Origin of the sequence: Streptomyces roseofulvus (assembly GCF_039534915.1) — a bacterium.
Taxonomy (GTDB): domain Bacteria; phylum Actinomycetota; class Actinomycetes; order Streptomycetales; family Streptomycetaceae; genus Streptomyces; species Streptomyces roseofulvus.
This window is the reverse complement of sequence record NZ_BAAAWE010000001.1, coordinates 6,470,718-6,496,168: the sequence shown is the minus strand read 5'-3', so window position 1 is coordinate 6,496,168 and position 25,451 is coordinate 6,470,718. Positions and strand designations below refer to the sequence as shown.

General features: G+C 72.1%; 23 protein-coding genes. 17 read left to right on the top strand and 6 right to left on the bottom strand.

Annotation, left to right across the window (positions count from 1 at the left end; genetic code table 11):
- Window positions 1–166: 166 nt before the first annotated feature.
- Window positions 167–2,221 (top strand): hypothetical protein, encoded by a 2,055-nt coding sequence (locus ABFY03_RS29895; protein ID WP_346171259.1) that lies wholly within the window; start codon window positions 167–169, stop codon window positions 2,219–2,221.
- Between the two features lie 1,182 nt (window positions 2,222–3,403).
- Here the strand turns inward: ABFY03_RS29895 and ABFY03_RS29890 are convergent.
- The 4 genes from ABFY03_RS29890 to ABFY03_RS29875 form a co-directional block, all read right to left on the bottom strand.
- Window positions 3,404–3,817 (bottom strand): hypothetical protein, encoded by a 414-nt coding sequence (locus tag ABFY03_RS29890; RefSeq protein WP_346171258.1) that lies wholly within the window; start codon window positions 3,815–3,817, stop codon window positions 3,404–3,406.
- A gap of 275 nt (window positions 3,818–4,092) precedes the next feature.
- Entirely contained in the window at window positions 4,093–5,142 is a 1,050-nt protein-coding gene (locus ABFY03_RS29885; RefSeq protein ID WP_346171257.1) for a tyrosine-type recombinase/integrase, read from the bottom strand.
- A 195-nt stretch (window positions 5,143–5,337) separates the two neighbouring features.
- Window positions 5,338–5,739: a hypothetical protein gene (locus tag ABFY03_RS29880; RefSeq protein ID WP_346171256.1), complete on the bottom strand. Its 402-nt coding sequence runs from the start codon at window positions 5,737–5,739 to the stop codon at window positions 5,338–5,340.
- 35 nt (window positions 5,740–5,774) lie between these two features.
- Entirely contained in the window at window positions 5,775–6,032 is a 258-nt protein-coding gene (locus tag ABFY03_RS29875; protein WP_346171255.1) for a hypothetical protein, read from the bottom strand.
- Between the two features lie 77 nt (window positions 6,033–6,109).
- Here ABFY03_RS29875 and ABFY03_RS29870 point away from each other — a divergent pair, with 77 nt between their 5' ends.
- Genes ABFY03_RS29870 through ABFY03_RS29860 form a run of 3 tightly spaced genes read left to right on the top strand, consistent with a single transcriptional unit; the run spans window position 6,110 to window position 7,395 of the window.
- Window positions 6,110–6,313: a helix-turn-helix domain-containing protein gene (locus ABFY03_RS29870; RefSeq protein ID WP_346171254.1), complete on the top strand. Its 204-nt coding sequence runs from the start codon at window positions 6,110–6,112 to the stop codon at window positions 6,311–6,313.
- A 3-nt stretch (window positions 6,314–6,316) separates the two neighbouring features.
- Window positions 6,317–6,748, top strand: a complete 432-nt coding sequence (locus ABFY03_RS29865; RefSeq protein ID WP_346171253.1) for a hypothetical protein — start codon at window positions 6,317–6,319, stop codon at window positions 6,746–6,748.
- Complete coding sequence (locus tag ABFY03_RS29860) at window positions 6,745–7,395, top strand: hypothetical protein (protein ID WP_346171252.1); 651 nt, start codon at window positions 6,745–6,747, stop codon at window positions 7,393–7,395. Before ABFY03_RS29865 ends, ABFY03_RS29860 begins: the two co-directional genes overlap by 4 nt.
- Window positions 7,396–7,509: 114 nt before the next feature.
- Here the strand turns inward: ABFY03_RS29860 and ABFY03_RS29855 are convergent, their stop codons facing one another.
- Window positions 7,510–8,910 carry a recombinase family protein gene (locus ABFY03_RS29855; protein WP_346171251.1) on the bottom strand — a complete coding sequence of 467 codons (1,401 nt, stop codon included), beginning with the start codon at window positions 8,908–8,910 and terminating at the stop codon, window positions 7,510–7,512.
- A gap of 21 nt (window positions 8,911–8,931) precedes the next feature.
- Between ABFY03_RS29855 and ABFY03_RS29850 the strand changes: the two genes are divergently transcribed.
- The 4 genes from ABFY03_RS29850 to ABFY03_RS29835 all read left to right on the top strand — a co-directional run bounded on the left by ABFY03_RS29850 (window position 8,932) and on the right by ABFY03_RS29835 (window position 13,523).
- Window positions 8,932–9,792 carry a radical SAM protein gene (locus tag ABFY03_RS29850; RefSeq protein ID WP_346171250.1) on the top strand — a complete coding sequence of 287 codons (861 nt, stop codon included), beginning with the start codon at window positions 8,932–8,934 and terminating at the stop codon, window positions 9,790–9,792.
- Window positions 9,793–9,904: 112 nt separating this feature from the next.
- Window positions 9,905–11,575 carry an alpha/beta hydrolase gene (locus ABFY03_RS29845; RefSeq protein WP_346171249.1) on the top strand — a complete coding sequence of 557 codons (1,671 nt, stop codon included), beginning with the start codon at window positions 9,905–9,907 and terminating at the stop codon, window positions 11,573–11,575.
- An 81-nt stretch (window positions 11,576–11,656) separates the two neighbouring features.
- The gene (locus ABFY03_RS29840; protein WP_319013319.1) at window positions 11,657–12,100 is read left to right on the top strand and encodes a RidA family protein; all 444 of its coding nucleotides are present in this window, start codon (window positions 11,657–11,659) and stop codon (window positions 12,098–12,100) included.
- A gap of 145 nt (window positions 12,101–12,245) precedes the next feature.
- The gene (locus ABFY03_RS29835) at window positions 12,246–13,523 is read left to right on the top strand and encodes an MFS transporter (protein ID WP_319013320.1); all 1,278 of its coding nucleotides are present in this window, start codon (window positions 12,246–12,248) and stop codon (window positions 13,521–13,523) included.
- Here ABFY03_RS29835 and ABFY03_RS29830 read toward each other — a convergent pair.
- Window positions 13,470–14,087, bottom strand: a complete 618-nt coding sequence (locus tag ABFY03_RS29830; RefSeq protein ID WP_319013321.1) for a HEAT repeat domain-containing protein — start codon at window positions 14,085–14,087, stop codon at window positions 13,470–13,472. The genes ABFY03_RS29835 and ABFY03_RS29830 overlap by 54 nt on opposite strands.
- Window positions 14,088–14,439: 352 nt before the next feature.
- On the opposite strand from ABFY03_RS29830, the gene ABFY03_RS29825 reads away from it, so the two are divergent.
- The 9 genes from ABFY03_RS29825 (at window position 14,440) to pssA (ending at window position 25,388) form a co-directional block, all read left to right on the top strand.
- Entirely contained in the window at window positions 14,440–16,221 is a 1,782-nt protein-coding gene (locus ABFY03_RS29825; RefSeq protein WP_319013322.1) for a 3-hydroxyacyl-CoA dehydrogenase family protein, read from the top strand.
- A gap of 100 nt (window positions 16,222–16,321) precedes the next feature.
- The gene (locus ABFY03_RS29820) at window positions 16,322–17,155 is read left to right on the top strand and encodes a TetR family transcriptional regulator (protein ID WP_346171248.1); all 834 of its coding nucleotides are present in this window, start codon (window positions 16,322–16,324) and stop codon (window positions 17,153–17,155) included.
- 420 nt (window positions 17,156–17,575) lie between these two features.
- Complete coding sequence (ccrA, locus tag ABFY03_RS29815; RefSeq protein ID WP_346171247.1) at window positions 17,576–18,913, top strand: crotonyl-CoA carboxylase/reductase; 1,338 nt, start codon at window positions 17,576–17,578, stop codon at window positions 18,911–18,913.
- A 15-nt stretch (window positions 18,914–18,928) separates the two neighbouring features.
- Window positions 18,929–20,989: a protein meaA gene (locus tag ABFY03_RS29810; RefSeq protein WP_346171246.1), complete on the top strand. Its 2,061-nt coding sequence runs from the start codon at window positions 18,929–18,931 to the stop codon at window positions 20,987–20,989.
- Window positions 20,986–21,957 carry an HpcH/HpaI aldolase/citrate lyase family protein gene (locus ABFY03_RS29805; RefSeq protein ID WP_319013326.1) on the top strand — a complete coding sequence of 324 codons (972 nt, stop codon included), beginning with the start codon at window positions 20,986–20,988 and terminating at the stop codon, window positions 21,955–21,957. The genes ABFY03_RS29810 and ABFY03_RS29805 overlap by 4 nt, the downstream gene beginning before the upstream one ends.
- 4 nt (window positions 21,958–21,961) lie before the next feature.
- Window positions 21,962–22,486: a MaoC family dehydratase gene (locus ABFY03_RS29800; protein WP_319013327.1), complete on the top strand. Its 525-nt coding sequence runs from the start codon at window positions 21,962–21,964 to the stop codon at window positions 22,484–22,486.
- 2 nt (window positions 22,487–22,488) lie between these two features.
- Window positions 22,489–23,694: an acyl-CoA dehydrogenase family protein gene (locus tag ABFY03_RS29795; protein WP_031004478.1), complete on the top strand. Its 1,206-nt coding sequence runs from the start codon at window positions 22,489–22,491 to the stop codon at window positions 23,692–23,694.
- Window positions 23,695–23,863: 169 nt separating this feature from the next.
- Window positions 23,864–24,520 (top strand): phosphatidylserine decarboxylase, encoded by a 657-nt coding sequence (locus ABFY03_RS29790; protein WP_319013328.1) that lies wholly within the window; start codon window positions 23,864–23,866, stop codon window positions 24,518–24,520.
- A complete protein-coding gene (gene pssA, locus ABFY03_RS29785; RefSeq protein WP_319013652.1) occupies window positions 24,513–25,388 on the top strand; it encodes a CDP-diacylglycerol--serine O-phosphatidyltransferase in 876 nt (291 codons plus the stop codon). The genes ABFY03_RS29790 and pssA overlap by 8 nt, the downstream gene beginning before the upstream one ends.
- The last annotated feature ends 63 nt before the right edge of the window (window positions 25,389–25,451 follow it).

The following is a 25,451-nucleotide window of genomic DNA, read 5'->3' as shown; positions in this document are numbered from 1 at the left end:
AGACCTGACGGGTGGATAAGTCTCAACCTCGGGTTGAGGGTTGCGGGGGCGAGCACCGCCCCGTACGCCAGAAAGATCGAAGAACGCGAACGGCCCCCGGGGCGGAAACCCGAGGGCCGATCTGTCCAGCCGCTACCAACGGCGTGAACGAAACGAAGTGATTCCCATGGTGACTTCTGTAAACGACTCTGTCAACCCCGAGGACGACGGCGACGGCGCCGACGCGTACGCCGGGTTCGGCGTGGAGGTGCCCGCCACCACACGGACCCCGGAGGAGTTCGCCCGGGTGGCCAAGGAGCTGGAGACCCTGGAGGCACCCCAGGTGCCCGCCACGCGACCGGGGGGCGACGTGTGGAGGGACGGCGCCAACACGGACATCCTCGCCCCGGAGGAGGGCGCCGTGGGCTCCAGCGAGGAGACCCTGGCAACGGCCTTGAAGGCGGCCCGGCTCTTCACCGGTCCGTGGTCCGACCTCGCCCGGAACTGCGCCAAGTACGGCCTTAGCCCGGCGGAGATCGAAATGGTCCGCCGGGAGTTCCAGGAGGGCCGCAGGAACCCCGCACCCCAGGAACTCCTCCTCCCGCTGGACGCCGAGGACGACGACACGGAGGCGGGCACCGATCCCGAGCGCGCCGAGCTCCTGGCCCGCCTCGCCGGGATCTCCATCCCGGAGGAGTTCTGGGACCTCCCGCACCTGGCCCCGGTGGCGCAGGCGGCAGACTCCCAGGGCGTGAAGCGCGAGGGCTTCCTGGTGCTGGCCATGAACTGGGCCGCGATCCTCGCCGGCCCCGGGGTCCAGGGCCAGTTCTCCAACCGCCAGCCGTTCGCGCTCACCGCCTACAACGCGCTGGTCGGCCTCTCCGGGTCCGGCTCCAACGTCTCCCGCCGGGCCGTGGAGGCGTACCTCCCCATCCCGGAGACGTTCCTCCCCCGGGAGCTCCGGACCGACTTCGAGTCCCTGGAGGAGGCCCTGGCGTACGACCACGGCTTCACCCGGGTGTCCCCGCCCACGGGGTCCACGCTGGTCTCCCACATGCAGCGGACGGTTCGCGTGGTGACGGGCGAGCACCCGACCAAGCTGGACGCGGACGGGCTCCCGGCGAAGACCTTCGAAACGGTGTCGGTTCCCGTCCCCCGCGTGCACGCCACCTACGCCGAGGGGGAATCCCTCCTCGGCGCCCTGAACAAGTCCGCGTCGGCGTCCAGCAACGGCGCCGGCCTCCAGCCGCTGTACCTGGACGCGTTCGTGGGGGACGAACTCCGGGCGGACGTGTCCGACAAGACGGCCCGCCCCCCGGTGCCGCAGGGGAGCTACGGGCTCGGGCTGGACGCGTACTTCCAGGCGGAGATCATCGGCCAGGCCCTGGCGCGCACCACCGGCCTCGCCCAGCGATTCGGGTACACGCCGATCCTCCAGACCAAGCGCCCCCAGTGGTTCCTCGACACCGTGCGCGCCCTGGCCACGGGTCAGGGCGTCTCCCGGGAGGAGATGGTGAAGGCGGAGGCGTACGTCCGGGAGAACCCCATGCCGCAGCCTCCCGAGCCCGCCCGGAGGGTGTCCGCGTTCCTCCTGGGCCTCGCTCGCGACGCGAGCGACTGGACCCGGGGAGGGGAGCCGGTCCGCATGACGATGTGCGCGCGCATGGAGTCGGAGATCGGCCTGGTCACGTTCGGACTCGCCGGAGGTCTCAACCAGGACGACCCGCTGATCTCCCACATCGCCCTGAACCTGTACCGCCGGGCGGCCCAGTCGGCGCTCCTGCGGTGCTCCCTGGTCATCGAGGAGGGGGACTGGGAGTTGGCCCTAGCCCTCTCGGCGGTCTCCGAGGAGACGAAGCGGGTGGCGGTCGCGTGGGGTCAGTGGCAGGAGCGGCAGGAGCAGAGCGAGGACAACATCCGGATGGCGTCCCGGGCGGCGGCGGCGGAGAACGCTCGGGCGCTCTCCAACAACGCGGTGCCGCCGCTGGTCCGGCAGGTGGCGCGCCGGATGCGGGAGAAGATCCTCCGCAATGGCGCCCCGGTGAACACGAAGGACCTGAAGAGCGTGATCAACGGGGCGTCGGACCTGAAGCTGTGGAACGGCTCCGGGGGCGCCGGCGGGAAGTCGGGTCTGTTCGAGAGCGCGTTGCGGTACGCGACCGCCTCCGGTCTGTTCGAAGCGGCCGAGGAGGGCCCCCGTGGCGGTGCCCGGTACCAGTTGAAGGCGGACACCGCCGAGTAGCGGCGTGACCCTGGGAAGCCCCCGGTACGAGATTCGTACCGGGGGCTTCTTCGTGTCCGCCCACGCGTCCGGCGGCGCGCCCCAAGGGGGCCTCCGGCCACGGGAGCGCGCTGCACGTGAGTAACCGCACCACTCGATTTCTATACGGAGCGTCACCACGGCTAAGGGGGGAGACGAAGGGGGGGAGAAGGGGGGGAGGGGGGGGAGACCCCATGCGCGCTGAAGGGGGGAGGGTCGCTCCCACCTCCCCCCCTTCCGACCTGCGGTTTTGCTCCTTAGGGGGGGTTACCTACCACACGATTTTGAAATTTAGTTTGTCCTAATTTACCCACTCTAGAGGGGGTATAGGGGGGGGAGAAAATCCGCGTGGGGGTCTCCCCCCCTCCCCCCCTTCTCCCCCCCTTCGCCTCCCCCCCTTCAGCCGTAACCGTCCGTGTCCGCCCAACCCGGGTACCCCAGACCCTCGCTCCGCTCGGGTGAGCGGACACACCCACCACCCGCCGGGGCGGGTGTCCGCCGTCTCGTGGCCGCCTCTCCGTGGACGCTCCGGACCCCCGCCGTCGTCCGCCTGCGGGGCTCGTGCTCGCTCAGCTTCAGACGGGCGGACACAGCCACAGCGTGGTGCCCGCCGCCTTTGACTACCGATTCGGTTCGGGATGACTCGTCTTTGCCGGAGCGCCCACCTCCCCCGGCCGTCCGTCTCGGACACGAACTTCGTACGCGGTGCCCGCCAGCCTCCGCGTCGGCTACGTCCGCCACGGCGGCGAGTACCGGCCCCACACGGCGAGGGTGCTCGCGTGGCCGCACGGTGGGAGCGACCACGACCGTCTCGGCCACGGGAGTGCGCTCGGGAGCGGGGCTCGGGGGCAAGGCCCCCGACGGCCACGCTCCCGAGCCCGGTCCAGGAGCGCCCACGCGCCCGCCTCCCGGGGTCGCAGCCCGAGCGCGCCCCTCGGTCGCCGAGGACCGCGAACGGGCCGCAGACGCCCGCCCAGCGCCTCCGCCCCCGTGGGCTTGCACCGCGACGAACGGCGCAGCGAGGGGGCGCCGGGTGCCCGCCCCGTTCGGTCGTCGTCCGCGCCCTCCACGGGGTCCCTCGCGGCCGTGCGGCCCGTCTGTGGCTCCGGGGCCGCACGGGGCGCTCCCCTGGCCGCAGGAGGGCGTACAGCGCCGCGAGCCTGGCTACGCCCCGGTGGCCGCGTCGGCCCGGTCGCAGGACTGGCATCCGTCCTCCGCGTGCGCCCGGCACCTCCACACCGGCGCGCGCTGGGCGGGCACCCGGCCCGAGCGGGCCGCGAGGAGCCCCAGGAGCCCCGCCACGGCCCTCGCGCCGGGTCCGTGGCGCTCGGGTGGCCCGGCCTCCGCCACGGCCTCCGAGAGGGCGTTCAGGGCGTCCGCGACGGACGCGGCGGGGCGGACGGCGAGGGCGGTCTGGGCGACCAGGAGCCCGGCGCCCGCGTCCCCCGCCGGCACCTGGAGGAGTTCGTCCAGGAGGGCGGGCACGGCGGAGCGGAGCTGGAGGAGTTCGAACGAGTCCAGGTAGTCCCCGAGCTCGGCGGCGGCGGTGCGGTGTTCGGTCACTTCGGTCAGTCCCATGGGTATGGGGGCGCACCTGGTCAACGCCGGGCGGACCGGGCGTATGCCACGGGGCGGACACGGGGCGCCGGCGGTGCCAGACTGACCCCGGTGCCCGGCACGCCCCGTGGCGACCCGCAGGCCCTCCCGCACGTCCATGCCGGGAGGGCCTGCGCCGTGTCCGCCCCGGAATGGCGAGAGGCCCCCTCCGCGTCCCTGGAGGGGGCCTCTCGGGCCCCCTGACCAGGGAGGCACCGCACATCGCCGAGTCTCGCACGGCGGTCGGACAGCGGGGGTTACGCCTCCATCCGGCCCGTCACGGACTCCTCGAACAGTTCGCCCCGGCGGACGTAGACCCAGAACACCGGGGACGACGCGGCGTGTCCGGTCTGGTCGCGCAGTTTCTCCGCCGGGACCCCGGCCCGCCGGCCCTCGGTGACGAACCCCGAGCGCAGGGAGTGCCCCGTCACCCGGTGCTCCAGCCCCGCGTCCTCGCCCATGCGGACCAGCGCCCGCGAGACGGAGTCGGGGCTCATGGCCGCCTCGCCCTTCAGGCGCCCGCCCCGGGTGACCGCCCGGAACGCGGGGCCTGCGGTGATGTCCGCCGCCTGGACGTACGCGAGCCACGCGCGCACCGGGCAGACCGCCGGATCCTTCATCCGTTCGATGCCCACCACGCGGCCCTCCCCGCCCTTCACGGCGGGCACGGCCACGACCAGGTTCCCCGAGCGGTCCACCGCCACGTCGGTGACCCGGAGCGCCGCCGTCTCCGCCGAGCGCATGGCCGCGTAGAACGAGACCAGCGCCATGGCCCGGTCGCGCAGGACGGCCCGGAGGGGCACCTGGGCGCCCCGCTCGGCGGTCACCATGACCCGCAGCCCCGGGAGCGTCAGCGCCGGTGCCTGCCCCCGCCCCCGGGCGGTGCGGACCGGGTCCCGCATCCACCTGCGCACGATCTCCCGAGCGGGCCCCGTCTCCGTCTTCGTCACCGTGCAGCCACGGGCGCGCGCCTCCACCGTGACCCCGGTGATCCGGCGGCCCATGGTGCTCGGTGCTTCGTGACGGACCTGGTCCAGGTAGTTGACGAAGGTGACCAGCGTCCCCGAGCGGACGGACGTGTCGGGGACGCGGACTCCCCGGGAGGCCGGCTGACGCGCGAGCCAGTCCAGGAACTCCGTCCACACCGCCCAGTCCCGGGCGAAGGAGGCGCGGGTCTTGGCGGGGCGCTCCGCCTGGACGTGCTCGGCGGCGGCGCGGTCCAGGGACGCCAGGAACTCCTCGGCCGCGTCCGGTTCGGTGGCCGCGAGGGCGCCGGCGGCGGTCGCGAGGGCCGTCACTTCTGTCATTTTCGAGCCTCCGGAGGGGCCTCAGAGTTACGTCGGATACTGAATCGTATCCGAGGATACCGGCGGTAACACCCCTGATAGAGACCGGATATGGCGACTCCGTTACGTCGTACACACGGCGGAGGGCCCGCACCCGGTCACCCGGGTGCGGGCCCTTTCCGCGTCACGCCATCCGAGACGCCACGCGTCGGGCGGTCACCCAGACCCCTCAGAACTACCGATTTCAGGCATACCGGCCGCCGAGCGCAGCGCCGGGTACCTGGCCTCCAGTGCGGCCAGCCGGGCGTCCGTGTCGGTGCCCGCCTTCAGCTTCAGCACGGTGTCGATGACCAGGGCCCCGGTGCGGGCCAGGGTCAGCCGCTCGGACGCGGGCACGTCCCCCGCCGTGGCCGCCCGGTGGAGGAGTTCGGCGCCCTCCATTGCCGCGTCCAGGACCCGCCCGTGGAGCCCGCCCAGGATCTCCGCCCGGCGCGCCATGATCTCCGCCTGGTGCTCGCGGGCGTAGTCGTGGACGTGGTTCGCGGACATCCGCAGGAGGGCGGCCACGTCCTTCCTGGGGCGGCCCAGGGCGAGCGCCGTCAGGGCCGCGTCGGCCACGCTGCGGTCAGCCTCTGAGGCAGTCTCCGGGGCGCTCACGCGGCACCGTCCGGGTACTCCCCGATGGCCTCCGCCGCGTCGCAGCGCCCGCAGTCCTCACCCCGGAGACGGACGCACCGGCGGGCGTGGGCGAGTTCGTAGACCTGGGCTGACGCGGCCTCGTCCAGGACCAGGGACTCCGGGTCGGCCGGCCGCACCGACGCGGGCACGGAGGCGGACGCGGAGGCGCGCCGGGCCAGTGCCCACTCCACGCGGTCGGCCCTGGCTATCAGGCTGCGGCTGGGTCCCTTCATGGCGGGCTCCCCTCGTTACAAAGGTGGTCAACTCCGCACGTTCGCGCACGGGTTGGTACGCCTGGAACAATCCTGGCATGGATGACCGACTCCTGACCCTCGCGCAGGCGGCGGACCGGCTGCATGTCGGGCGGACCACGGCCTACCGGCTCATCAGGGACGGCGCGCTCACGGCGGTGAAGGTGGCCGGGACGACCCGGGTCCGGGAGTCCGACCTCTCCGCCTACATCGCCGGGCGTCCTGCGCTCCGCCGGCACCTCCCCGCCTTCCGGAAGGACTGACCCATGGCCCGCCTGAACCCGCCACGCCCCGTGCCCGTGAAGCACTCCGCCCCGGCCCTCGCGCCGCAGCACCCCGCGTCCCTCGCCCTCGCCACGAAGCGCCGGGTGCGCCCCTCGGCCGCCGCGACGGAGGCGGCCATGCTGCGCCCCGTCGTCCTCGCCATGGCCGCCAAGCCCCGTGCCTCCGCCGGAGTGCGGGAGCTGGCCGCCGCGTTCGGCAGGCACGGCACGGTGGCCGCCGTGGAGGCCGAGCTGAAGGAGCGCGCCCGCCGGCCGTTCGGCTCCCCGGTGCGCGCCAACGCCGTGGCCGCCCTGCGGGTCCTGGGGACGGCGATCCCTGCCGCGACCACGCCCGGACCGAAGGCGGCGGCCAACGCCCGCAGGACCGCCACCCCCGCCCGCGTGACCGCACCGATCCGGAGGACTGCCCGATGACCGCGAGCACCACCCTGACGAAGACCTACGCGAAGACCCCCCGCTCCCGCGTCGTCCCGCCGAGCCTGAAGCCCGTGGAGCGTCCGGACGCCGACCTCCTCGCGCTGGTCGCGGAGGAGCTGCGGCTGGGCCGTTTCGCCCGCCCTGACCAGGTGTTCGCCCACCTGAAGGAGCTCGCCTCGCGCTACGCGGCGCCGGCGGTGCCCGCGTCCCTCGCCCCGGGGCACGGGTACGCCCCGCCCGTGGTGCCCGCCGGGTGCGTGGAGGAGGACCCGGTGGAGGCGTTCGTCCGGAAGATCTACGCGGGCGGCGGGCTCTTCTTCGACCAGGGGAACCAGCGCTCCGCCGCCGCCCTGCGGGAGCGGTACCGGCACAACACGCACGCCTCCGCCTACCGCTCGGCGCTGGCCGCGAAGGGCCAGGATCCCGAGCTCGGCCCGGCGCTGTACGGGGCGGGCACGAACGACCGTGCGGCGGAGTTCGCGGCCCTCGGTGTCCGGTCCTGGCGCTCGGTCTACGTCGTGGACGAGAGCCCCGTGGCGCCGCTGGTGCACGCCCTGGAGCGCCACGACCGGGCGGAGTTCGTCACCGTCGCGGACGCGTGGCTGGCCGCGAACGGGGCGGAGGAGGGCGTCACCGTCGGCTGACACAGGCCCCCGCGAGCAAGGGCCCATCTCCAGTCCTGGCTCGCGGGTGAACGAGAGGAGCCCCCACGGAAAGTCGGCCGTGGGGGCTCTTCGCCGTCTCGGGTCAGGGCGAGGTCAGACGCGGGGCACGATCCGTACCGTCTCGGGATCCCACGGGGCGCGCCCCGGCTTGCCCTTCAGGATGGTGACCTCCGCCAGCAACTCCACCACCGCCCGACGCCTGTCGAGAGAGAGCCCCCTCCAGGCCGCCCGGACGTCCTGGGCGCCTACGAGAGGGCCCAGGACGCGGGCACGCTGCGGGTGGGTCATGCGGCTTTCAACGTCCGCCAGGCGCTCGCGCAGACGCCTTACGGCCAGGCGGAACTCCATCACGTCGCCCTCATCGTCGTCCGCGAACTCGGCGGCCAGGGCCTTCAGGCGCCCCCGCAGCGCCACGGCCTGACTCCGCAGCTCCCCCGCGTCGGGCGCCTCCTCATCCACGAAGAGGAGGGCCGCGTCCGGCCGGCTCAACCGGGCTATGACGTACTCCTCCACCAGGAGGTCGATGGGCGCGGAGGTCCGGGCGAGGTGCTTGCCCCGCTCCTTGCACTGGTAAACCGACACCGTGCCGGACTTCCCCTTGGTCATGAGGCGTGACCCCGAGGTGACCGTGGTCTTCCCGTCGTCGCAGATACCGCACAGGGCGACCGAGGAGAGGAGGTGCACCCGGGCGTTCCCGGGAGAGGTGGTCCGGTCTTCGTCCGTGAGGATGTGCCGGGCGGCGCGCCAGGTGTCTTCCGACACCAGGGCCGGCCACCGGCCTTGATACATCGCACCTTCGTACCCCCGCAGCCCGGCGTAGCGCTCGTTCAGGAGCATGACCCGGACCGCGTTGTGCCGCCACGGCCTCCCGTTGCGGTTCAGGACGCCCCGTTCGTTCAGGTCCCGGGCGATCCCGGAGAGGCTGGCCCCGGCCAACAACGCGTCGAACGCGGCGCGCACCTCGGCCGCTTCAGCAGTAACGACCTCCCAGCCCGAGAGGCTGTACCCGAAACAACGGTGTCCGCTCGGCGGGTCACCCCGGGTGATGCGCTGAAGGGCCTCCCGTTTCTCGCGCTCGCTGAGCTGGTCAACTTCGAACGTGTCGACCTCCCCTAGGAGCCCCGCGAGGAGTCGGCCGGCCGCCGTGGTGAGGTCCAGCTCCGGGCCCTTGACGGTGAGGATCGACACCCCGTGTTCGCGGAACAGTTCGATGCCCTCGGCACGCTCCCGGCGGTTCCGCCACAACCGCCCGAGCATGTACACGATGACCACGTCGACCTCGCCGGCGCGCACGGAGGTCAGGAGCCGTTCGTAATCGGGGCGGTGCTTGCCCTTCGTCGCGGAGATGTCGTTGTCGACGTACCGCCTCCCCTGGACGGGGATGCCCCGGGCGAGCGCGAGGGCATCCGTGTCTTCAGCCTGGCGGATGACCCCGTCTTCGTCGTCTGCCTTCGACAGGCGGGCGTACGTGGCGCCCCGCTGAAACCTCGTCATGGTCGGGCCCCCTCGGTTTACTTGAGTAGGGGGAGGAGCATACCGAGCTCTCCGTGTCGGTACGCGTGCGTCTACTGTTTCGCGCGCAAGACCCACAGCTACCTCGACCTGGACACCGGCCTCGGCTTCGACTCCCAGATCGTGGTCAAGGTCAACGCCGCCGAGCTGCTCACCCGGCAGCTCGCCTCCCGCCGCTGGCAGGGCGCCCACATCGCCATGGGCACCAACGTCGACTGCTACCAGCGGGCCGAGGGCCGGTACCGGCTCATGCCCGGCATCCTCACCGCGCTGCGCGACCGGGCCAACCCCTTCTCCATCCTCACCAAGGGCACCCTGATCCTGCGCGACCTGGAGCTGCTCACCCAGGCCGCCGAGGTCACCGAGGTCGGCGTCTCCGTCTCGGTCGGCTTCACCGACGAGGAGCTGTGGCGCACCATCGAGCCCGGCACGCCCTCCCCGCACCGCCGCCTCGACGTGGTCCGCGCCCTCGGCGAGCACGGCATCGGCTGCGGCGTCCTCATGGCCCCCGTCGTCCCCTTCCTCGGCGACTCCCCCGAGCAGCTGCGCGCCACCGTCCGCGCCATCGCCGAGGCCGGCGCCGTCTCCGTCACCCCGCTCGTCCTCCATCTGCGCCCCGGCGCCCGCGAGTGGTTCATGAGCTGGCTCGCCCGCCACCACCCCCGGCTGGTCGGCCGGTACGAGCGGATGTACGCCGACGGGGCCTACGCGCCCACCTGGTACCAGCGCCGGATCACCCGCCAGGTCCACGAACTGGCCGCCGAGTTCGGCATCGGCCCGGCCCGCCGGGAGACCCCCCGGCGCCTCCCGCGCCCGGCCCCCGCCCCGCCGACCGGCGACCCGGAACAGCTCACCCTGCTCTGACCCCGCCGACACGCCGCGAGGTCACCTGACACGCCGTCATCGCACCCCCCGTTCGGGTCGATTACCGGCGGAACAGGTCGTGTCCCGCGCCACGCGGGGCACTCCACGCTCCATGACCACCCGCGCAGGAATGCTGATCGCCGCTGGGGCGCTGGTCGCCGGGACCGTCACCGTCCTGCCCGCGTCCGCCGCGGGCACCGGTGACCCGGCCCCCCGCCCCCTCCCCTCCCTCTCCTGGACCGGCTGCGCCACGAAGGCGTACCCGCGGCTCCAGTGCGCCACCCTGAAGGTGCCGCTGGTCCACCACGACCCCGCCGGCCGGAGCATCACGCTCGCGCTGACCCGCGTCCCGCACACCGCCGAGACCTCCGAGGGGCCCCTCCTGGTCAACCCCGGCGGACCGGGCGGCAGCGGACGCTCCATGGCCGGCTACGTCGCCGCCTCGCTGCCCGCCGAGGTCGCCGCCCGCTACGACGTCATCGGCTTCGACCCGCGCGGCGTCGGCGAGAGCGAGCCCGCGCTCGACTGCCGGCCCGGCCACTTCGACCCGGTCCGCCCCGACTCGGTGCCGCGCGGCACCGCCGCCGAACGCAACGCCCTGGAGCGCGCCCAGGCGTTCGCCGCCGCCTGCGGCAAGAAGCACGCCGACGTCCTCCCGTACATCGACACCGTCTCCACCGCCCGCGACCTGGACCTCATCCGGAAGGCGCTCGGCGCCGAACGGCTGCACTACCTCGGCTACTCGTACGGCACCTACCTGGGCGCGGTCTACGCCCGGCTGTACCCGGAGCGGGTGGGGCGCATGGCGCTCGACTCCGTCGTCAACCCGAACGGCGTCTGGTACGAGGACAACATCGCGCAGGACTACGCCTTCGACACCCGCCACAAGGCCTTCATGGCCTGGGTGGCGAAGCACGACGCCGCGTACGGCCTGGGCGACGACCCGGCCGCCGTCGAGGCCGCCTGGTACCGGATGCGCGAGGAGCTGCGCGACTCCCCGGCGGGCGGCAAGGTCGGCCCCGGCGAGCTGGAGGACACCTTCCTGCCCGGCGGCTACTACGACGGCTACTGGCCGAAGCTGGCGAGCGCCTTCTCGGCGTACGTGAACGACCGGGACCCGGCCCCGCTCACGGCCGCCTACGAGCGGTACGGGGAGGCCGACTCCGCCGCCGACAACGGCTACTCCGTCTACACCGCCGTCCAGTGCCGGGACGCCGCCTGGCCCAAGGACTGGAACGTCTGGCGGAAGGACAACTGGGAGGTCCACGCCAAGGCGCCCTTCTCCACCTGGAACAACGCCTGGTACAACGCGCCCTGCGCCTTCTGGCCGGTCGAGCCGCTCACCCCGCCGGACGTCAGCAACGACCAGCTGCCGCCGGTGCTCATCCTCCAGGCCACCGACGACGCCGCCACCCCGTACGAGGGCGGGCTCGCCCTGCACCGGATGATCCGCGGCTCCAGCCTGGTCGTCGAGGAGGGCGGCGGGAACCACGGCGTCACGCTGGCCGGCAACGACTGCCTCGACGAGCACCTGAGCACCTACCTCGCCACCGGCACCGTGCCGCGCGCCGAGGGCGGCGCCGAGGTGGACGCCGTGTGCGCCGCCCTCCCCGCGCCGAAGCCCGACCCGGCCCCCTCGAAGAAGAAGACGGCCGGGAAGCAGGCCACGGACGCGTCCGTCACGGAGAAGTCCGCCACCGGGAAGGCCGCCGTCAAGAGGGCGTCGGGCTGGGTCCCGCGGTCCGGGACGACCCTGCACGGCCTCCTGGGGCACGTGCGCTGACCTGTGGTCCTCGTCACTTCTGACGCCCGCGCCCGCTCCTGGGCGCGGGCGTTGTCAGTGGCGTGCGCGAGGATGTGGGGCATGACCAGCCACCTGACCCACGTCGCCGCTCCCGAGGGCGTCGCGCCCAGCCCCCAGTACAGCCACGTCGTCTGGGGCACGGGCCGGTTCGTCGCGATCTCCGGACAGATCGCGCTCGACGCCGCGGGGGCCGTGGTGGGCGCGGGCGACCCGGCCGCGCAGGCCCGGCAGGTCTTCGCGAACCTGGAGCGCTGCCTGGCCGCCGCCGGCGCGGACTTCGGGGACGTGGTGAAGCTGACGTACTTCCTCACCGACGTGGCCCACCTCCCGGCCCTGCGGGACGCGCGGGACGCGGCCTTCGCCGGGCTGCCGCTGCCCGCGAGCTCGGCGGTGCAGGTGGACGCGCTGACGCGCCCCGAACTGCTCATGGAGGTCGAGGCGTTCGCGCTGGTCCCGGAGCAGCGCCCGCAGGACGGGCAGCCGGAGCTGCGGCTGATACGGTGACGCGCGTGTTCCTCTTCCGTGCGTAGGAGTCGGCGTTCCGACGCCCGTGCCCAGGGTGCGTCCCCGGTACGGCGTCCCGTCGTCCCCGCACGCCCGGCGCGCTCCCCCGATCGGTGACGCGCGCCCTCTTCCGAGGAACACCACCATGTCCGTGTCACCCCCTGCACCGACGCCTGCCCCCGCCCCTTCGTACGCGGCGGTCCTGCGGGCCCCGCACGCGCGCCGGACCTTCGGCGCCGCCCTGCTCGGCCGGCTCTCCTACGCGACGGCCCCGCTCTCCCTGCTGCTCTCCGTGAAGGCGGCGACCGGCTCGTACGCCACGGCCGGCACCGCGCTCGCCGCCTTCGGGCTCACCTCCGTCGCCCTGTCCCCGGCCCGGGCCTCCCTCGTCGACCGGTACGGCCCCGGCCGCGCCCTCCCGCCGCTGGTCCTCGGGTACGGGGCGCTGCTCACCGCCCTCGCCGTGGTCTGCGCCCGGCCCGGCACGCCGGGCGCCGTCCTGGTGGCCCTGTCGGCCGCGGCGGGCACGGCGACGCCGCCGCTGGGGCCGGTGATGCGGGCGCTGTGGAGCCGGCTGCTCGCCGACCGGGACCTGCTGCGGCGGGCGTACAGCCTGGACACGGTCGCGGAGGAACTGCTCTTCGTCACGGGCCCGCTGCTGGTGGGTCTGGTGCTGCTGGCGGCGGCGCCGGCAGCGGGGCTCGCGCTGGGCGCGGCCCTGATCCTGACGGGCGGTCTGCTCTTCGCCGCCTCGCCGCTGACCAGGTCCGTCCCGGGCGCGGCGGCGGCCCCCGCCGCGGCGCCGGCCGCGGGCGGCCGGTCCCTGCGCGGTCTCGGGAGGGCGGTGGCCGGGTCGGCCGCCCTGGGGCTCTGCCTGGGCGCGGTGGAGCTGCTGGTGGTGGCGTTCACCGACGCGGCCGGGCGGCCCGGTCTGATGCCGTGGGCGATGGCGGCGCTCTCCGCGGGCAGCGCGGTCGGCGGGCTGCTGTTCGGCGCCGTGCCGTGGCGCGGCTCCCTCGCCACCCGGCTCGCGGTCCTGGGGCTCGCGCTCGGCGCGGTGCTGGGCGCGACGGGGCTCGCCCCGCATCCGTACGTCCTGGTCGCCGGGGTCGCGCTGGGCGGGCTGTGCGTGGCGCCGGCGCTCACGACCGCGTACCTGCTGGCCGACGAGGCCGTCGCGGCGGAGCGGCGTACCCGGGCCGGCGCCTGGGTCAACACGGCCTTCAACGCGGGCAACACGGCGGCCACCGCCGGCGCGGGGCTGCTGGTGGGCCGGCTTCCGCTGGCCGTCTGCTTCGCGCTGGCGGCGCTGCCGCCGGTGCTGGTCGGGCTCGCCGGGGTCCTCGCGACGGCCCGGGGCCGCGCCCGGTCACACCGCGGGGCCGCCCAGCAGGGCCAGCGAGCGCTCGGCGGCGCGGCCTAGGCGGGGGTGCGGCAGGGCGGCCTCCAGGACGTCCCGGGCGAGCGGGTCGCCCAGGGCGCCGAGACCCTCGACACAGGCCAGGCCGACCCGCCAGTGCGGGTCGCCGGCGGCGAGCCGGCGCTCCAGGACGGTGACGAGGGCCGGGACGGACTCCGGGGCGCGCAGGTCGGCGAGCAGCCGTACCGCCAGGAGGGCGTAGGCGACCCGGAGTTCGTTGGTGGCGAGGGCGGCGGCGGCCCGGGCGGTGCGCGGGTCGCCGAGCCGGAGGAGGGCGTGGGCGGCGGTGACGCAGCGCTCGGGGTCCCGGTGGTTGAGGAGGAGGACGAGGGCCTCGAAGGCGCGGGGGTCGCCGGCCGTGCCGAGCCGGTAGGCGGCGATCTCGCGCGCCCAGAGCGGCTGTCCGGGGGCGGTGAGCCGGGCGTGGAGTTCCTCGGGATCTCCGGTGCGGGCGAGTTCCTCGAATGCGCCGGGAACGGTTCCTTCTTCGTTCTCGATCTCGTCCCGCAATCGATCGATCATCGAGCAGAATTCGGGATCCCGGGAGAATCCCTCGGAGTTTTCCATGAATCCGAGGCTATCCGCGATCCACATCACATTTTCCCGACTTCCCAGGACTGGCGTGCTCGTTACCGGCCGGTTAATCTCAAGTGAGCGGGGAACCCCCGCACTTCTCGCCGCGGCCTGGTGACGCAGCCGTGGTGAGCGCTGGTCGGTTCGGCAGTTCTCGACGTGGCTCCGGGACAGAGCCCTCGTCCTCCTTTTCTCCTGGCCTTCGCCGCCGTGCGGCGGGGCCGCATCCCGTCACACCGCGGCGCCGCCTCCGTGCGGCCGGCCGCGCTCCGGGTATTTCCGCGCCACTTCTCCCTCCGCGCGCGCACCGCCCTCAGTCGTCACTCTTCCTCCCAGGAGTCCCCTGATGGACACCCCTCTCTCCACCATCGCCGTCGTCGGCCTCGGCACCATGGGCACCGGCATCGCCGACGTCCTCGTCCGGGCCGGCCGCGAGGTCGTCGGCATCGACATCAGCGAGTCCGCGGCCGCCCGGGCCGTCGCCGCCCTGGAGGCGTCCACCGCCCGCGCGGTGGCCCGTGAGCGCATCACCGAGGACGAGCGGCAGGACGCGCTGGCGCGCTTCCGCGTCTACTCGGACCTCCAGGCCGCCGCCGCGGCCGACCTCGTCATCGAGGTGGTCCCGGAGGCGTACGAGACCAAGCAGGAGGTGTTCCGGGCGCTCGACGGGATCGTCCGGCCGGACGCCATCCTCGCCACCGGCACCAACGCCCTCTCGGTGACCCGGCTCGCCGCCGACTCGGCGCACCCGGAGCGCGTCCTCGGCCTGCACTTCTTCGCGCCGGTCCAGGCGATGAAGCTGGTCGAGGTGGTCTCCTCGGTGCTGACCGACCCGCGGGCGGTGGACGCGGTCACCCGGCTGGCCGAGGACCTCGGCAAGGAGCCGGTGGCGGTCGGCGACCGGGCCGGTTTCGTCGCGGACGGCCTGCTCTTCGGCTACCTGAACCAGGCGGCGGCCATGTACGAGGCCCGCTACGCCTCCCGCGAGGACATCGACGCGGCGATGAAGCTGGGCTGCGGCCTGCCGATGGGCCCGCTGGAGCTGCTCGACCTGGTCGGCATCGACACCGCCCGTACCGTCCTCGACGCCATGTACCAGGCGTCGCACGACCGGCTGCACGCCCCCGCCCCGATCCTGAAGCAGCTCTCCGAGGCCGGTCTGACCGGCCGCAAGGCGGGCCGCGGCTTCTACACCTACGCGGCGCCGGGCTCGGCCGAGAAGGTCGCCGACGGGCAGACGCCCGCGGCGTCCGGCACCGGCGGCGCGGGCCGCGAGGTGCGCGCGGTGGGCGTGGCCGGCTCGGGCACGATGGCCTCCGGCATCGCCGAGGTCTTCGCCAAGGCCGGGTACGACGTCGTCCTCGCCGCCCGCTCGCAGGAGAAGGCGGACGCGGCCAAGGCGTACATCGCCAGGTCGCTGGCCCGCTCGGTGGAGAAGGGCCGGCTGACCGGCGAGGCCCGCGACGAGACGCTGGCCCGGATCACCCCGGCCGGTTCGCTGGACGCCTTCGCCGACGTCGACCTGGCGGTCGAGGCGGTCGCCGAGGACCTGGGGATCAAGCAGGAGCTCTTCGCCCGCCTGGACAAGATCTGCAAGCCGGGCGCGGTGCTCGCCACCACGACCTCCTCGCTGCCGGTCGTCGCCTGCGCGAAGGCGACGAGCCGCCCGCAGGACGTCATCGGGATGCACTTCTTCAACCCGGCGCCGGCGATGAAGCTGGTCGAGATCGTCCGGACGGTGCTGACCGCCGACGAGGTGCACGCCACCGTCCGCGAGGTCACCGCGAAGATCCGCAAGCACGGCGTGGACTGCGGCGACCGGGCCGGCTTCATCGTGAACGCGCTGCTGTTCCCGTACCTGAACAACGCGGTCAAGATGGTCCAGGAGCACTACGCGACGCTGGACGACATCGACACGGCGATGAAGCTGGGCGGCGGCTACCCGATGGGCCCGTTCGAGCTGCTCGACGTGGTCGGTCTGGACGTCTCGCTGGCGATCGAGAAGGTGCTGCACCGCGAGTTCCGCGACCCGGGCCTGGCCCCGGCGCCGCTCCTGGAGCACCTGGTGGCGGCCGGCTGCCTCGGCCGCAAGACGGGGCGCGGCTTCCGCGAATATGCCCGGCGCTGAGCCCACCGATCCGGCACAGGCGTGGGGCGGGCTGCTGGAGCCTTCCGGCGGCCCGCCCCCGCGGGCGCGTCCTCCTGCACGGATGCAGTACGTTCGGGTCATGCCCAAGGCCGTGAAGACACCCCGTGCCACCTCCCCGTCCGACGCTCAGGAGAGCGCGGCGGGGACCCGTGCCGCCGCGCAGCGGCTGAAGATGCGGCGGGAGCTGGCGGCCGCCGCGATGGAGCTCTTCGCGACGAAGGGGTACGAGGCCACCACGGTCGACGAGATCGCGGCGGCGGCCGGGGTGGCCCGGCGGACCTTCTTCCGCCACTTCCGGTCCAAGGAGGAGGCGATCTTCCCGGACCACGACGACACGCTGGTGCGGGCGGAGGCGGTGCTGAACGCGGCCCCGCCGCACGAGCACCCGCTCGACACCGTGTGCCGGGGCATCAAGGAGGTCATGAAGATGTACGCGGGCTCCCCCGCCATCTCCGTGGCGCGGTACCGGCTGACCCGTGAGGTGCCGACGCTGCGGGAGCGCGAGATCGCCTCGGTGGCCCGCTACGAGCGGCTCTTCACCCGCTATCTGCTGGGCCACTTCGACGAGCGGGACCACCACGACGGCAACGACGACCCGCTGCTCGCCGAGGTGGCGGCCTCGGCGGTGGTCACCGCCCACAACCACGTGCTGCGGCGCTGGCTGCGGGCGGGCGGCCAGGGCGACGTGGAGGGCCAGCTCGACCACGCCTTCGCGATCGTCCGGGAGACCTTCGGGACGGGCATAGGCGCGGGGCGCCCGGCCCCCTCCCCCCAGCAGGCCGACCGGGCCCCGCAGGAGGCGCCGCCGGCCCGGGTCGCCGCCTCGGGTGACGTGGTGGTCGCGGTGGCCCGTACGGACGCTCCGCTGGACGAGGTGATGCGGACCATCCAGCAGGCACTCACGAAGGGCTGAGCGGCACTTCTCCCGCACCTTCGAAGGTCCGACACGAGGGCCGTCCCCGGTTTCCCGGGGGCGGCCCTCGTCGCGTTCTCCCAGCTCAGGGGCCATTTCGATCGATCATCGCTCATCCGTGAGTGCCTTTTCGCATCTGAGAGAAATTGTTGGCACCGAGTGCCTTGCCACGTGACACGGCGTGCCATACGTTGAGGGTGTCCGGGCGGCCGGAGCACAGCGAAAGACCGTGTTCCGGCTGTCCCCGCAGCCCTACGGCCGCGCGCCCGGACGCCTGCGTCACAGGCACCCTCGCGCCCCACCATCGGCGCCGCCACCGCACCACCCGAGCCGAACCGACGGCACACCTCCACAGCAGCAGCACTTCCCGACGTATCCCTCAGGCGTCCGCTCCCGGACGCTCTCCGCCGGAGGCACACCGTGAAGGAAATCCTGGACGCGATCCAGTCGCCGGACTCCACTTCCGCCGACTTCGCCAACATCAGGCTCCCCGAGTCGTACCGGGCCGTCACCGTCCACAAGGACGAGGCCGAGATGTTCGCCGGAGTCGCCAGCCGCGACAAGGACCCCCGCAAGTCGCTCCACCTCGACCAGGTCCCGGTCCCCGAGCTCGGCCCGGGCGAGGCGCTCGTCGCCGTCATGGCCAGCTCCGTCAACTACAACTCGGTCTGGACCTCGATCTTCGAGCCCGTCTCGACCTTCGGCTTCCTGGAGCGGTACGGACGCCTCTCCGAGCTCACCAAGCGCCACGACCTGCCGTACCACGTCATCGGCTCCGACCTCGCCGGCGTCGTGCTGCGCACCGGCCCCGGCGTCAACGCCTGGAACCCGGGCGACGAGGTCGTCGCGCACTGTCTGTCGGTCGAGCTGGAGTCGTCCGACGGCCACAACGACACCATGCTCGACCCCGAGCAGCGGATCTGGGGCTTCGAGACCAACTTCGGCGGCCTGGCAGAGATCGCGCTCGTCAAGTCCAACCAGCTGATGCCGAAGCCGAAGCACCTCAGCTGGGAGGAGGCCGCCGCCCCCGGCCTGGTGAACTCCACCGCCTACCGCCAGCTGGTCTCCCGCAACGGCGCCGGCATGAAGCAGGGCGACAACGTCCTCATCTGGGGCGCCTCCGGCGGACTCGGCTCCTACGCCACCCAGTTCGCCCTGGCCGGCGGTGCCAACCCGATCTGCGTCGTCTCCTCCCCGGAGAAGGCCGACATCTGCCGGGCCATGGGCGCCGAGGCGGTCATCGACCGCAACGCCGAGGGCTACAGGTTCTGGAAGGACGAGAACACCCAGGACCCGCGGGAGTGGAAGCGCTTCGGCTCCAAGATCCGCGAGCTGACCGGCGGCGAGGACATCGACATCGTCTTCGAGCACCCCGGCCGCGAGACCTTCGGCGCCTCGGTCTACGTCACCCGCAAGGGCGGCACCATCACCACCTGCGCCTCCACCTCGGGCTACATGCACCAGTACGACAACCGCTACCTGTGGATGTCGCTGAAGCGGATCATCGGCTCGCACTTCGCCAACTACCGCGAGGCGTGGGAGGCCAACCGCCTGATCGCCAAGGGCAAGATCCACCCCACCCTGTCGAAGACGTACACCCTGGAGGAGACCGGCCAGGCCGCCTACGACGTCCACCGCAACCTGCACCAGGGCAAGGTCGGCGTCCTCGCGCTCGCCCCCGAGGAGGGCCTCGGCGTCCGCGACCACGAGCTCCGGGCCCAGCACATCGACGCCATCAACCGCTTCCGCAACATCTGAGCCCGGGGACCGTACATGACTGAGCGCCAGAAGGATCGGCCGTGGCTCATGCGGACGTACGCCGGTCACTCGACCGCCGAGGCGTCCAACGAGCTGTACCGGCGCAACCTCGCCAAGGGCCAGACGGGTCTGTCGGTCGCCTTCGACCTGCCGACCCAGACGGGCTACGACCCCGACCACGTCCTCGCCCGCGGCGAGGTCGGCCGGGTCGGCGTCCCCGTCTCGCACCTCGGCGACATGCGGCGGCTGTTCCAGGACATCCCCCTGGAGCAGATGAACACCTCGATGACCATCAACGCCACGGCGATGTGGCTCCTGGCGCTCTACCAGGTGGCGGCCGAGGAGCAGGGTGCGGACATCACCAGGCTTCAGGGCACCACCCAGAACGACATCGTGAAGGAGTACCTGTCGCGCGGGACGCACGTCTTCCCGCCCGGCCCGTCGCTCCGCCTCACGACCGACATGATCGCGTACACGGTCAACAACATCCCGAAGTGGAACCCGATCAACATCTGCAGCTACCACCTGCAGGAGGCGGGGGCCACTCCGGTCCAGGAGATCTCGTACGCGATGTCCACCGCCATCGCGGTCCTCGACTCCGTCCGCGCCTCGGGGCAGGTCCCCGAGGAGCGGTTCGGCGAGGTCGTGGCCCGCATCTCCTTCTTCGTGAACGCGGGCGTCCGCTTCATCGAGGAGATGTGCAAGATGCGCGCCTTCGGCCGCATCTGGGACACGATCACCCGCGAGCGGTACGGGATCGAGGACGCCAAGCAGCGGCGCTTCCGCTACGGCGTCCAGGTCAACTCGCTCGGCCTCACCGAGGCCCAGCCGGAGAACAACGTCCAGCGGATCGTCCTGGAGATGCTGGCCGTCACCCTCTCCAAGGACGCCCGCGCCCGCGCCGTCCAGCTCCCGGCCTGGAACGAGGCCCTGGGCCTCCCCCGGCCCTGGGACCAGCAGTGGTCGCTCCGCATCCAGCAGGTCCTCGCCCACGAGTCCGACCTCCTGGAGTACGACGACATCTTCGCCGGCTCCCACGTCATCGAGGCCAAGGTCGACGCCCTCGTCGCCGAGTGCCTGGCCGAGATCGACCGGATCCAGGAGATGGGCGGCGCGATGGCCGCCGTCGAGTCCGGCTACCTCAAGGCCCAGCTGGTCTCCTCGCACGCCGAGCGGCGCGCCCGGATCGAGTCCGGCGAGGACAAGATCGTCGGAGTGAACGTCTTCGAGACGACCGAGCCGAACCCGCTCACCGCCGACCTCGACACGGCCATCCAGACCGTCGACCCGGCCGTCGAGGCCCGCGTGGTCGAGGCCGTCACCCGCTGGCGCGCCGAGCGGCAGGAGTCCACGGACCGCCAGGGCAACGGCGACCCGTTCGTCTTCCCGACCACCCAGCAGGCCCTGGAGCAGCTCAAGGAGGCCGCGCGGGGCACCGAGAACCTCATGGAGGCCACCCTGGAGTGCGCCCGCGCCGGCGTCACCACCGGCGAGTGGGCCGGGGCGCTGCGCGAGGTCTTCGGCGAGTACCGCGCCCCCACCGGCGTCTCCTCCGCCCCGGTCGCCGTGCCGGCCGAGTCCGGCTCCCCGCTGGCCGAGGTCCGCCGCAAGGTCGACCGGACCGCCGAGGACCTGGGCATCGGCAAGCTCCGCTTCCTGGTCGGCAAGCCGGGCCTGGACGGGCACTCCAACGGCGCCGAGCAGATCGCCGTCCGGGCCCGCGACGCCGGGTTCGAGGTGGTCTACCAGGGCATCCGGCTCACCCCGGAGCAGATCGTGGACGCCGCCCTGGAGGAGGACGTGCACGCCGTCGGCCTGTCGATCCTCTCGGGCTCGCACGCCCAGCTCGTGCCGGACGTCCTGGACCGGCTCAAGCAGGCCGGCGCCACCGACATCCCGGTCGTGGTGGGCGGGATCATCCCGAACGCGGACGGCGAGGAGCTGCGCCGCGCGGGCGTGGCCGCCGTCTTCACCCCGAAGGACTTCGGTATCACCGAGATCATCGGCCGTATCGTCGACGAGATCCGGAAAGCCAACAAGCTCAACCCCCTCGAAAGTACGGAGGTCCCCGCATGACCAGCGCTTCCCCTGTGAACCGGCTGCGCCCCCGCCGCTCCTGCCTCGCGGTGCCCGGCTCCAACCCGCGCTTCCTGGAGAAGGCCCAGGGCCTCGCCGCCGACCAGGTCTTCCTCGACCTGGAGGACGCCTGCGCCCCGCTGGCCAAGCCCGAGGCCCGCCACACCATCGTGAAGTTCCTCAACGAGGGCGACTGGACCGGCAAGACCCGCGTGGTCCGCGTCAACGACTGGACGACCCACTGGACGTACCGCGACGTCGTCACCGTCGTCGAGGGCGCCGGCCAGAACCTCGACTGCATCATGCTGCCGAAGGTCCAGGACGCCCAGCAGATCGTCGCGCTCGACCTGCTGCTCACCCAGATCGAGAAGACCATGGGCTTCGAGGTCGGCAAGATCGGCATCGAGGCGCAGATCGAGAACGCCCAGGGCCTGACGAACGTCAACGCGATCGCCCAGGCGTCCCAGCGCGTCGAGACGATCATCTTCGGCCCGGCCGACTTCATGGCCTCCATCAACATGAAGTCCCTGGTCGTCGGCGAGCAGCCGCCCGGCTACCCGGCGGACGCGTACCACCACATCCTGATGAGCATCCTGATGGCGGCCCGCGCCAACAACCTCCAGGCGATCGACGGCCCGTACCTCCAGATCCGCAACCAGGAGGGGTACCGCGCGGTCGCGCAGCGCGCCGCCGCCCTGGGCTTCGACGGCAAGTGGGTGCTCCACCCGGACCAGGTCGCCGCCGCGAACGAGATCTTCTCGCCCTCGCAGGAGGACTACGACCACGCCGAGCTGATCCTCGACGCGTACGACTACTACACGTCCGAGGCCGGCGGGAAGAAGGGCTCGGCGATGCTCGGCGACGAGATGATCGACGAGGCGTCCCGCAAGATGGCCCTGGTCATCTCCGGCAAGGGCCGCGCCGCCGGCATGCAGCGCACCAGCAAGTTCGAGATCCCGGAGGCCTGACCCCATGCAGTTCGGACGCACCTACGAGGAGTTCGAGGTCGGGGCGGTCTACAAGCACTGGCCCGGGAAGACGGTCACCGAGTACGACGACCACCTCTTCTGTCTGCTCACCATGAACCACCACCCGCTGCACATGGACGTGAACTACGCGGAGAACACGACCGACTTCAAGCGGAACGTGGTGGTCGGCAACTACATCTACTCGCTGCTGCTCGGCATGTCCGTGCCGGACGTCTCCGGCAAGGCCATCGCCAACCTGGAGATCGAGTCGCTGCGGCACGTGGCTCCGACCTTCCACGGCGACACGATCTACGGCGAGACCACGGTCCTCGACAAGACCCCGTCGAAGTCGAAGACCGACCGCGGCATCGTGTACGTCGAGACCAAGGGCTACAAGCAGGACGGCACCCTCGTCTGCGTCTTCCGCCGCAAGGTGATGGTCCCGACCGCCGAGTACATCGACGCCCGCGGCGGCGAGCAGCCCGGCCGCCCCGAACTCATCGAGCCCTCCAAGAAGCCGGAGAAGTAGTCATGGCGCGACTCGCCCAGACCCACGGTCTGACCGATGTCCAGCAGGAGATCCTCGCCACCGTGCGGGACTTCGTCGACAAGGAGATCATCCCGGTCGCGACCGAGCTGGAGCACCGCGACGAGTACCCCCAGCAGATCGTGGACGGGCTCAAGGAGCTCGGCGTCTTCGGTCTGATGATCCCCGAGGAGTACGGGGGCCTGGGTGAGTCGCTGCTCACCTACGCGCTGTGCGTGGAGGAGATCGCGCGCGGCTGGATGTCGGTCTCCGGCATCATCAACACCCACTTCATCGTCGCGTACATGCTGAAGCAGCACGGCACCCAGGAGCAGAAGGAGTACTTCCTTCCGCGGATGGCGGCCGGCGAGACGCGCGGCGCGTTCTCGATGTCCGAGCCGGGCCTCGGCTCGGACGTGTCGGCCATCACCTCGAAGGCGGTGAAGGACGGCGACGAGTACGTCCTGAACGGCCAGAAGATGTGGCTGACCAACGGCGGTACGTCAACGCTGGTCGCCGTTCTCGTCCGAAGTGACGAAGGCCACCCGGAGGGCACCGCGCCCCACAAGTCGATGACGACCTTCCTGGTCGAGAAGGAGCCCGGCTTCGGAGAGGTCCGCCCCGGCCTCACCATCCCCGGCAAGATCGACAAGATGGGCTACAAGGGCGTCGACACGACCGAGCTCATCATGGACGGCCTGCGCATTCCGGCCAATCGGGTCCTCGGCGGGGTCACCGGCCGAGGGTTTTACCAAATGATGGACGGCGTCGAGGTCGGCCGCGTGAACGTGGCGGCCCGTGGTTGTGGCGTCGCTCAGCGTGCTTTCGAACTGGGCGTCCAGTATGCCCAGCAGCGTCACACTTTCGGCAAGCCGATCGCCCAGCACCAGGCGATCCAGTTCAAGCTGGCCGAAATGGCTACCAAGGTCGAGGCCGCCCATGCCATGATGGTGAACGCAGCACGCAAAAAGGACTCCGGGGAACGAAACGACCTCGAAGCGGGGATGGCGAAGTACCTCGCCTCCGAATACTGCAAGGAGGTCGTCGAGGATGCCTTCCGCATTCACGGCGGCTACGGGTTCTCGAAGGAGTACGAGATCGAGCGTCTCTACCGCGAGGCGCCGATGCTGCTCATCGGTGAAGGTACCGCCGAGATCCAGAAAATGATCATTGGCCGCCGCCTCCTGGAGGAGTACCGCTTCCAGGGCTGATTGTCGGTTTTGAGTCGATTCGGCCGCGAAGAAGATCACACACCGTGCTCGTCTTCCGGCCCTCGACTCGGTTCCTGGCTTGCCCAGTTGCGCCCCGCAACCGATAGCATCGCCGGAAAGCCGCCGTCCCCCGTTGCCAGCGCGGCATCATCCGCTACGAAGGTCATCCATGCCCCACAGCCCAAACTCTGCACACCGCGACAGCCTCAAGGGCGCACGCATCGCACGCGGAGCATCGCCGTGGCTCCTGCCGACCGTCGCCACGGCGGCGCTCAGCCTCGCGCGCTCCGGCCGCTCGAAGCGCGCCCGGGCCATCGCCGTGCCGACCACCGCGCTCGCGGCCGGCATGCTGTGGTTCTTCCGCGACCCCGAGCGCGAGATCGCTCAGGGCCGCGTCATCTCCCCGGCCGACGGCGTGGTGCAGAGCATCATGCCGTGGAAGGACGGGCGCACCCGGGTCGCCATCTTCATGAGCCCGCTGAACGTGCACGTCAACCGTGCGCCGCTGGCCGGCACGGTGACCTCGGTCGAGCACGTCCCCGGCGGCTTCGTCCCGGCCTTCAACAAGGAGTCCGAGAACAACGAGCGCGTCGTCTGGCACTTCGACACCGAGCTCGGTGACATCGAGATGGTGCAGATCGCGGGTGCCGTGGCGCGGCGGATCGTGCCGTACATCCCGCAGGGGACGAAGGTCGAGCAGGGTGACCGGATCGGCCTGATCCGCTTCGGCTCGCGGGTCGACATCTACCTCCCGGAGGGTGTCGAGGTCGCCGTCGAGGTGGGGCAGGTCACGACCGCGGGGGTGACTCGCATTGACCGTGATTGATCCCGACACACGAGCCGCCGACTGGGCCGCCGACGCCGAGGCGGACGGGGTCGACGAGGCGGAGGAGATGCCGCTGTCGCTGAGGCTGTCCATAGCGGACGCCCTCACGCTCGGCAACGCCACGTGTGGCTTCATGGCGGTGTACTTCACCACCACGGGCATCCTCATCCCGCACCTCACCGGCAGCACGGAGACGGGCATGGCGCGCAACAGCGCCGCCACCGCCGTGATACTGATGCTGTGCGCGGCGATCTTCGACCTCTTCGACGGCATCGTGGCGCGCAAGCTCCGCAGCTCGCCGATGGGCGCCGAGCTCGACAACCTGTCGGACCTGATCAGCTTCGGTCTGGCCCCGGCGTACTTCGTGCTCGTCTACGGCATGGTCGCGGACGACGCGCAGCAGAAGGTCTCGGCGGTCGCCGCGATCGTGGTGCTGCTCGCCGTGGTGCTGCGGCTGGCCCGGTTCTCCTGCGTGACGATGAAGGACGGCATGTTCCAGGGCATGCCGAGCCCCTTCGGCGCGCTGACGGTGGTCTCGATCATCCTGCTCGAGCTGCCGTTCATCCCGACCCTGCTCGCGATCATCGGCACGGCGTGGCTGATGGTGAGCCGGGTCGAGTACCCCAAGCCGCGGGGTGTCCTCGCCGCGGCCATGCTCAGCTGGATCGTCGGAGCGATGGCCATGCTGGCCGCCTGGGCGTTCGACGCCCCCGGCGGGCAGTTCCTGCTCCAGGCCGGCTGTGCCCTCCAGGTCGTGCTGGGCGCCGTGATCCCCCTCTTCGCGACGGCCCGCCGAGTCAACACCTTCCGCGGCAACCGGCGGGAGAGCCGGGAGGCGCGGCAGGCGGAGGCGGCGCAGCTGCGCTGACCCCGGCCGCACGGAACGGGTGAAGGGCCCGGAAGCATCGCGCTTCCGGGCCCTTCGTCATGC

Excerpts from the sequence above, each read along its gene's own strand:
- ABFY03_RS29890 (WP_346171258.1), bottom strand. The coding sequence starts at position 3,817 with ATGGGACTGACCGAAGTGACCGAACACCGCACCGCCGCCGCCGAGCTC.
- ABFY03_RS29860 (WP_346171252.1), top strand. The coding sequence starts at position 6,745 with ATGACCGCGAGCACCACCCTGACGAAGACCTACGCGAAGACCCCCCGC.
- ABFY03_RS29865 (WP_346171253.1), top strand. The coding sequence starts at position 6,317 with ATGGCCCGCCTGAACCCGCCACGCCCCGTGCCCGTGAAGCACTCCGCC.
- ABFY03_RS29870 (WP_346171254.1), top strand. The coding sequence starts at position 6,110 with ATGGATGACCGACTCCTGACCCTCGCGCAGGCGGCGGACCGGCTGCAT.
- ABFY03_RS29820 (WP_346171248.1), top strand. The coding sequence starts at position 16,322 with ATGCCCAAGGCCGTGAAGACACCCCGTGCCACCTCCCCGTCCGACGCT.
- ABFY03_RS29840 (WP_319013319.1), top strand. The coding sequence starts at position 11,657 with ATGACCAGCCACCTGACCCACGTCGCCGCTCCCGAGGGCGTCGCGCCC.
- ABFY03_RS29825 (WP_319013322.1), top strand. The coding sequence starts at position 14,440 with ATGGACACCCCTCTCTCCACCATCGCCGTCGTCGGCCTCGGCACCATG.
- ABFY03_RS29875 (WP_346171255.1), bottom strand. The coding sequence starts at position 6,032 with ATGAAGGGACCCAGCCGCAGCCTGATAGCCAGGGCCGACCGCGTGGAG.
- ABFY03_RS29800 (WP_319013327.1), top strand. The coding sequence starts at position 21,962 with ATGCAGTTCGGACGCACCTACGAGGAGTTCGAGGTCGGGGCGGTCTAC.
- ABFY03_RS29810 (WP_346171246.1), top strand. The coding sequence starts at position 18,929 with ATGACTGAGCGCCAGAAGGATCGGCCGTGGCTCATGCGGACGTACGCC.
- ABFY03_RS29855 (WP_346171251.1), bottom strand. The coding sequence starts at position 8,910 with ATGACGAGGTTTCAGCGGGGCGCCACGTACGCCCGCCTGTCGAAGGCA.
- ABFY03_RS29845 (WP_346171249.1), top strand. The coding sequence starts at position 9,905 with ATGACCACCCGCGCAGGAATGCTGATCGCCGCTGGGGCGCTGGTCGCC.
- ABFY03_RS29895 (WP_346171259.1), top strand. The coding sequence starts at position 167 with ATGGTGACTTCTGTAAACGACTCTGTCAACCCCGAGGACGACGGCGAC.
- ABFY03_RS29835 (WP_319013320.1), top strand. The coding sequence starts at position 12,246 with ATGTCCGTGTCACCCCCTGCACCGACGCCTGCCCCCGCCCCTTCGTAC.
- ABFY03_RS29830 (WP_319013321.1), bottom strand. The coding sequence starts at position 14,087 with ATGGAAAACTCCGAGGGATTCTCCCGGGATCCCGAATTCTGCTCGATG.
- ABFY03_RS29790 (WP_319013328.1), top strand. The coding sequence starts at position 23,864 with ATGCCCCACAGCCCAAACTCTGCACACCGCGACAGCCTCAAGGGCGCA.
- ABFY03_RS29805 (WP_319013326.1), top strand. The coding sequence starts at position 20,986 with ATGACCAGCGCTTCCCCTGTGAACCGGCTGCGCCCCCGCCGCTCCTGC.
- ABFY03_RS29885 (WP_346171257.1), bottom strand. The coding sequence starts at position 5,142 with ATGACAGAAGTGACGGCCCTCGCGACCGCCGCCGGCGCCCTCGCGGCC.
- ABFY03_RS29795 (WP_031004478.1), top strand. The coding sequence starts at position 22,489 with ATGGCGCGACTCGCCCAGACCCACGGTCTGACCGATGTCCAGCAGGAG.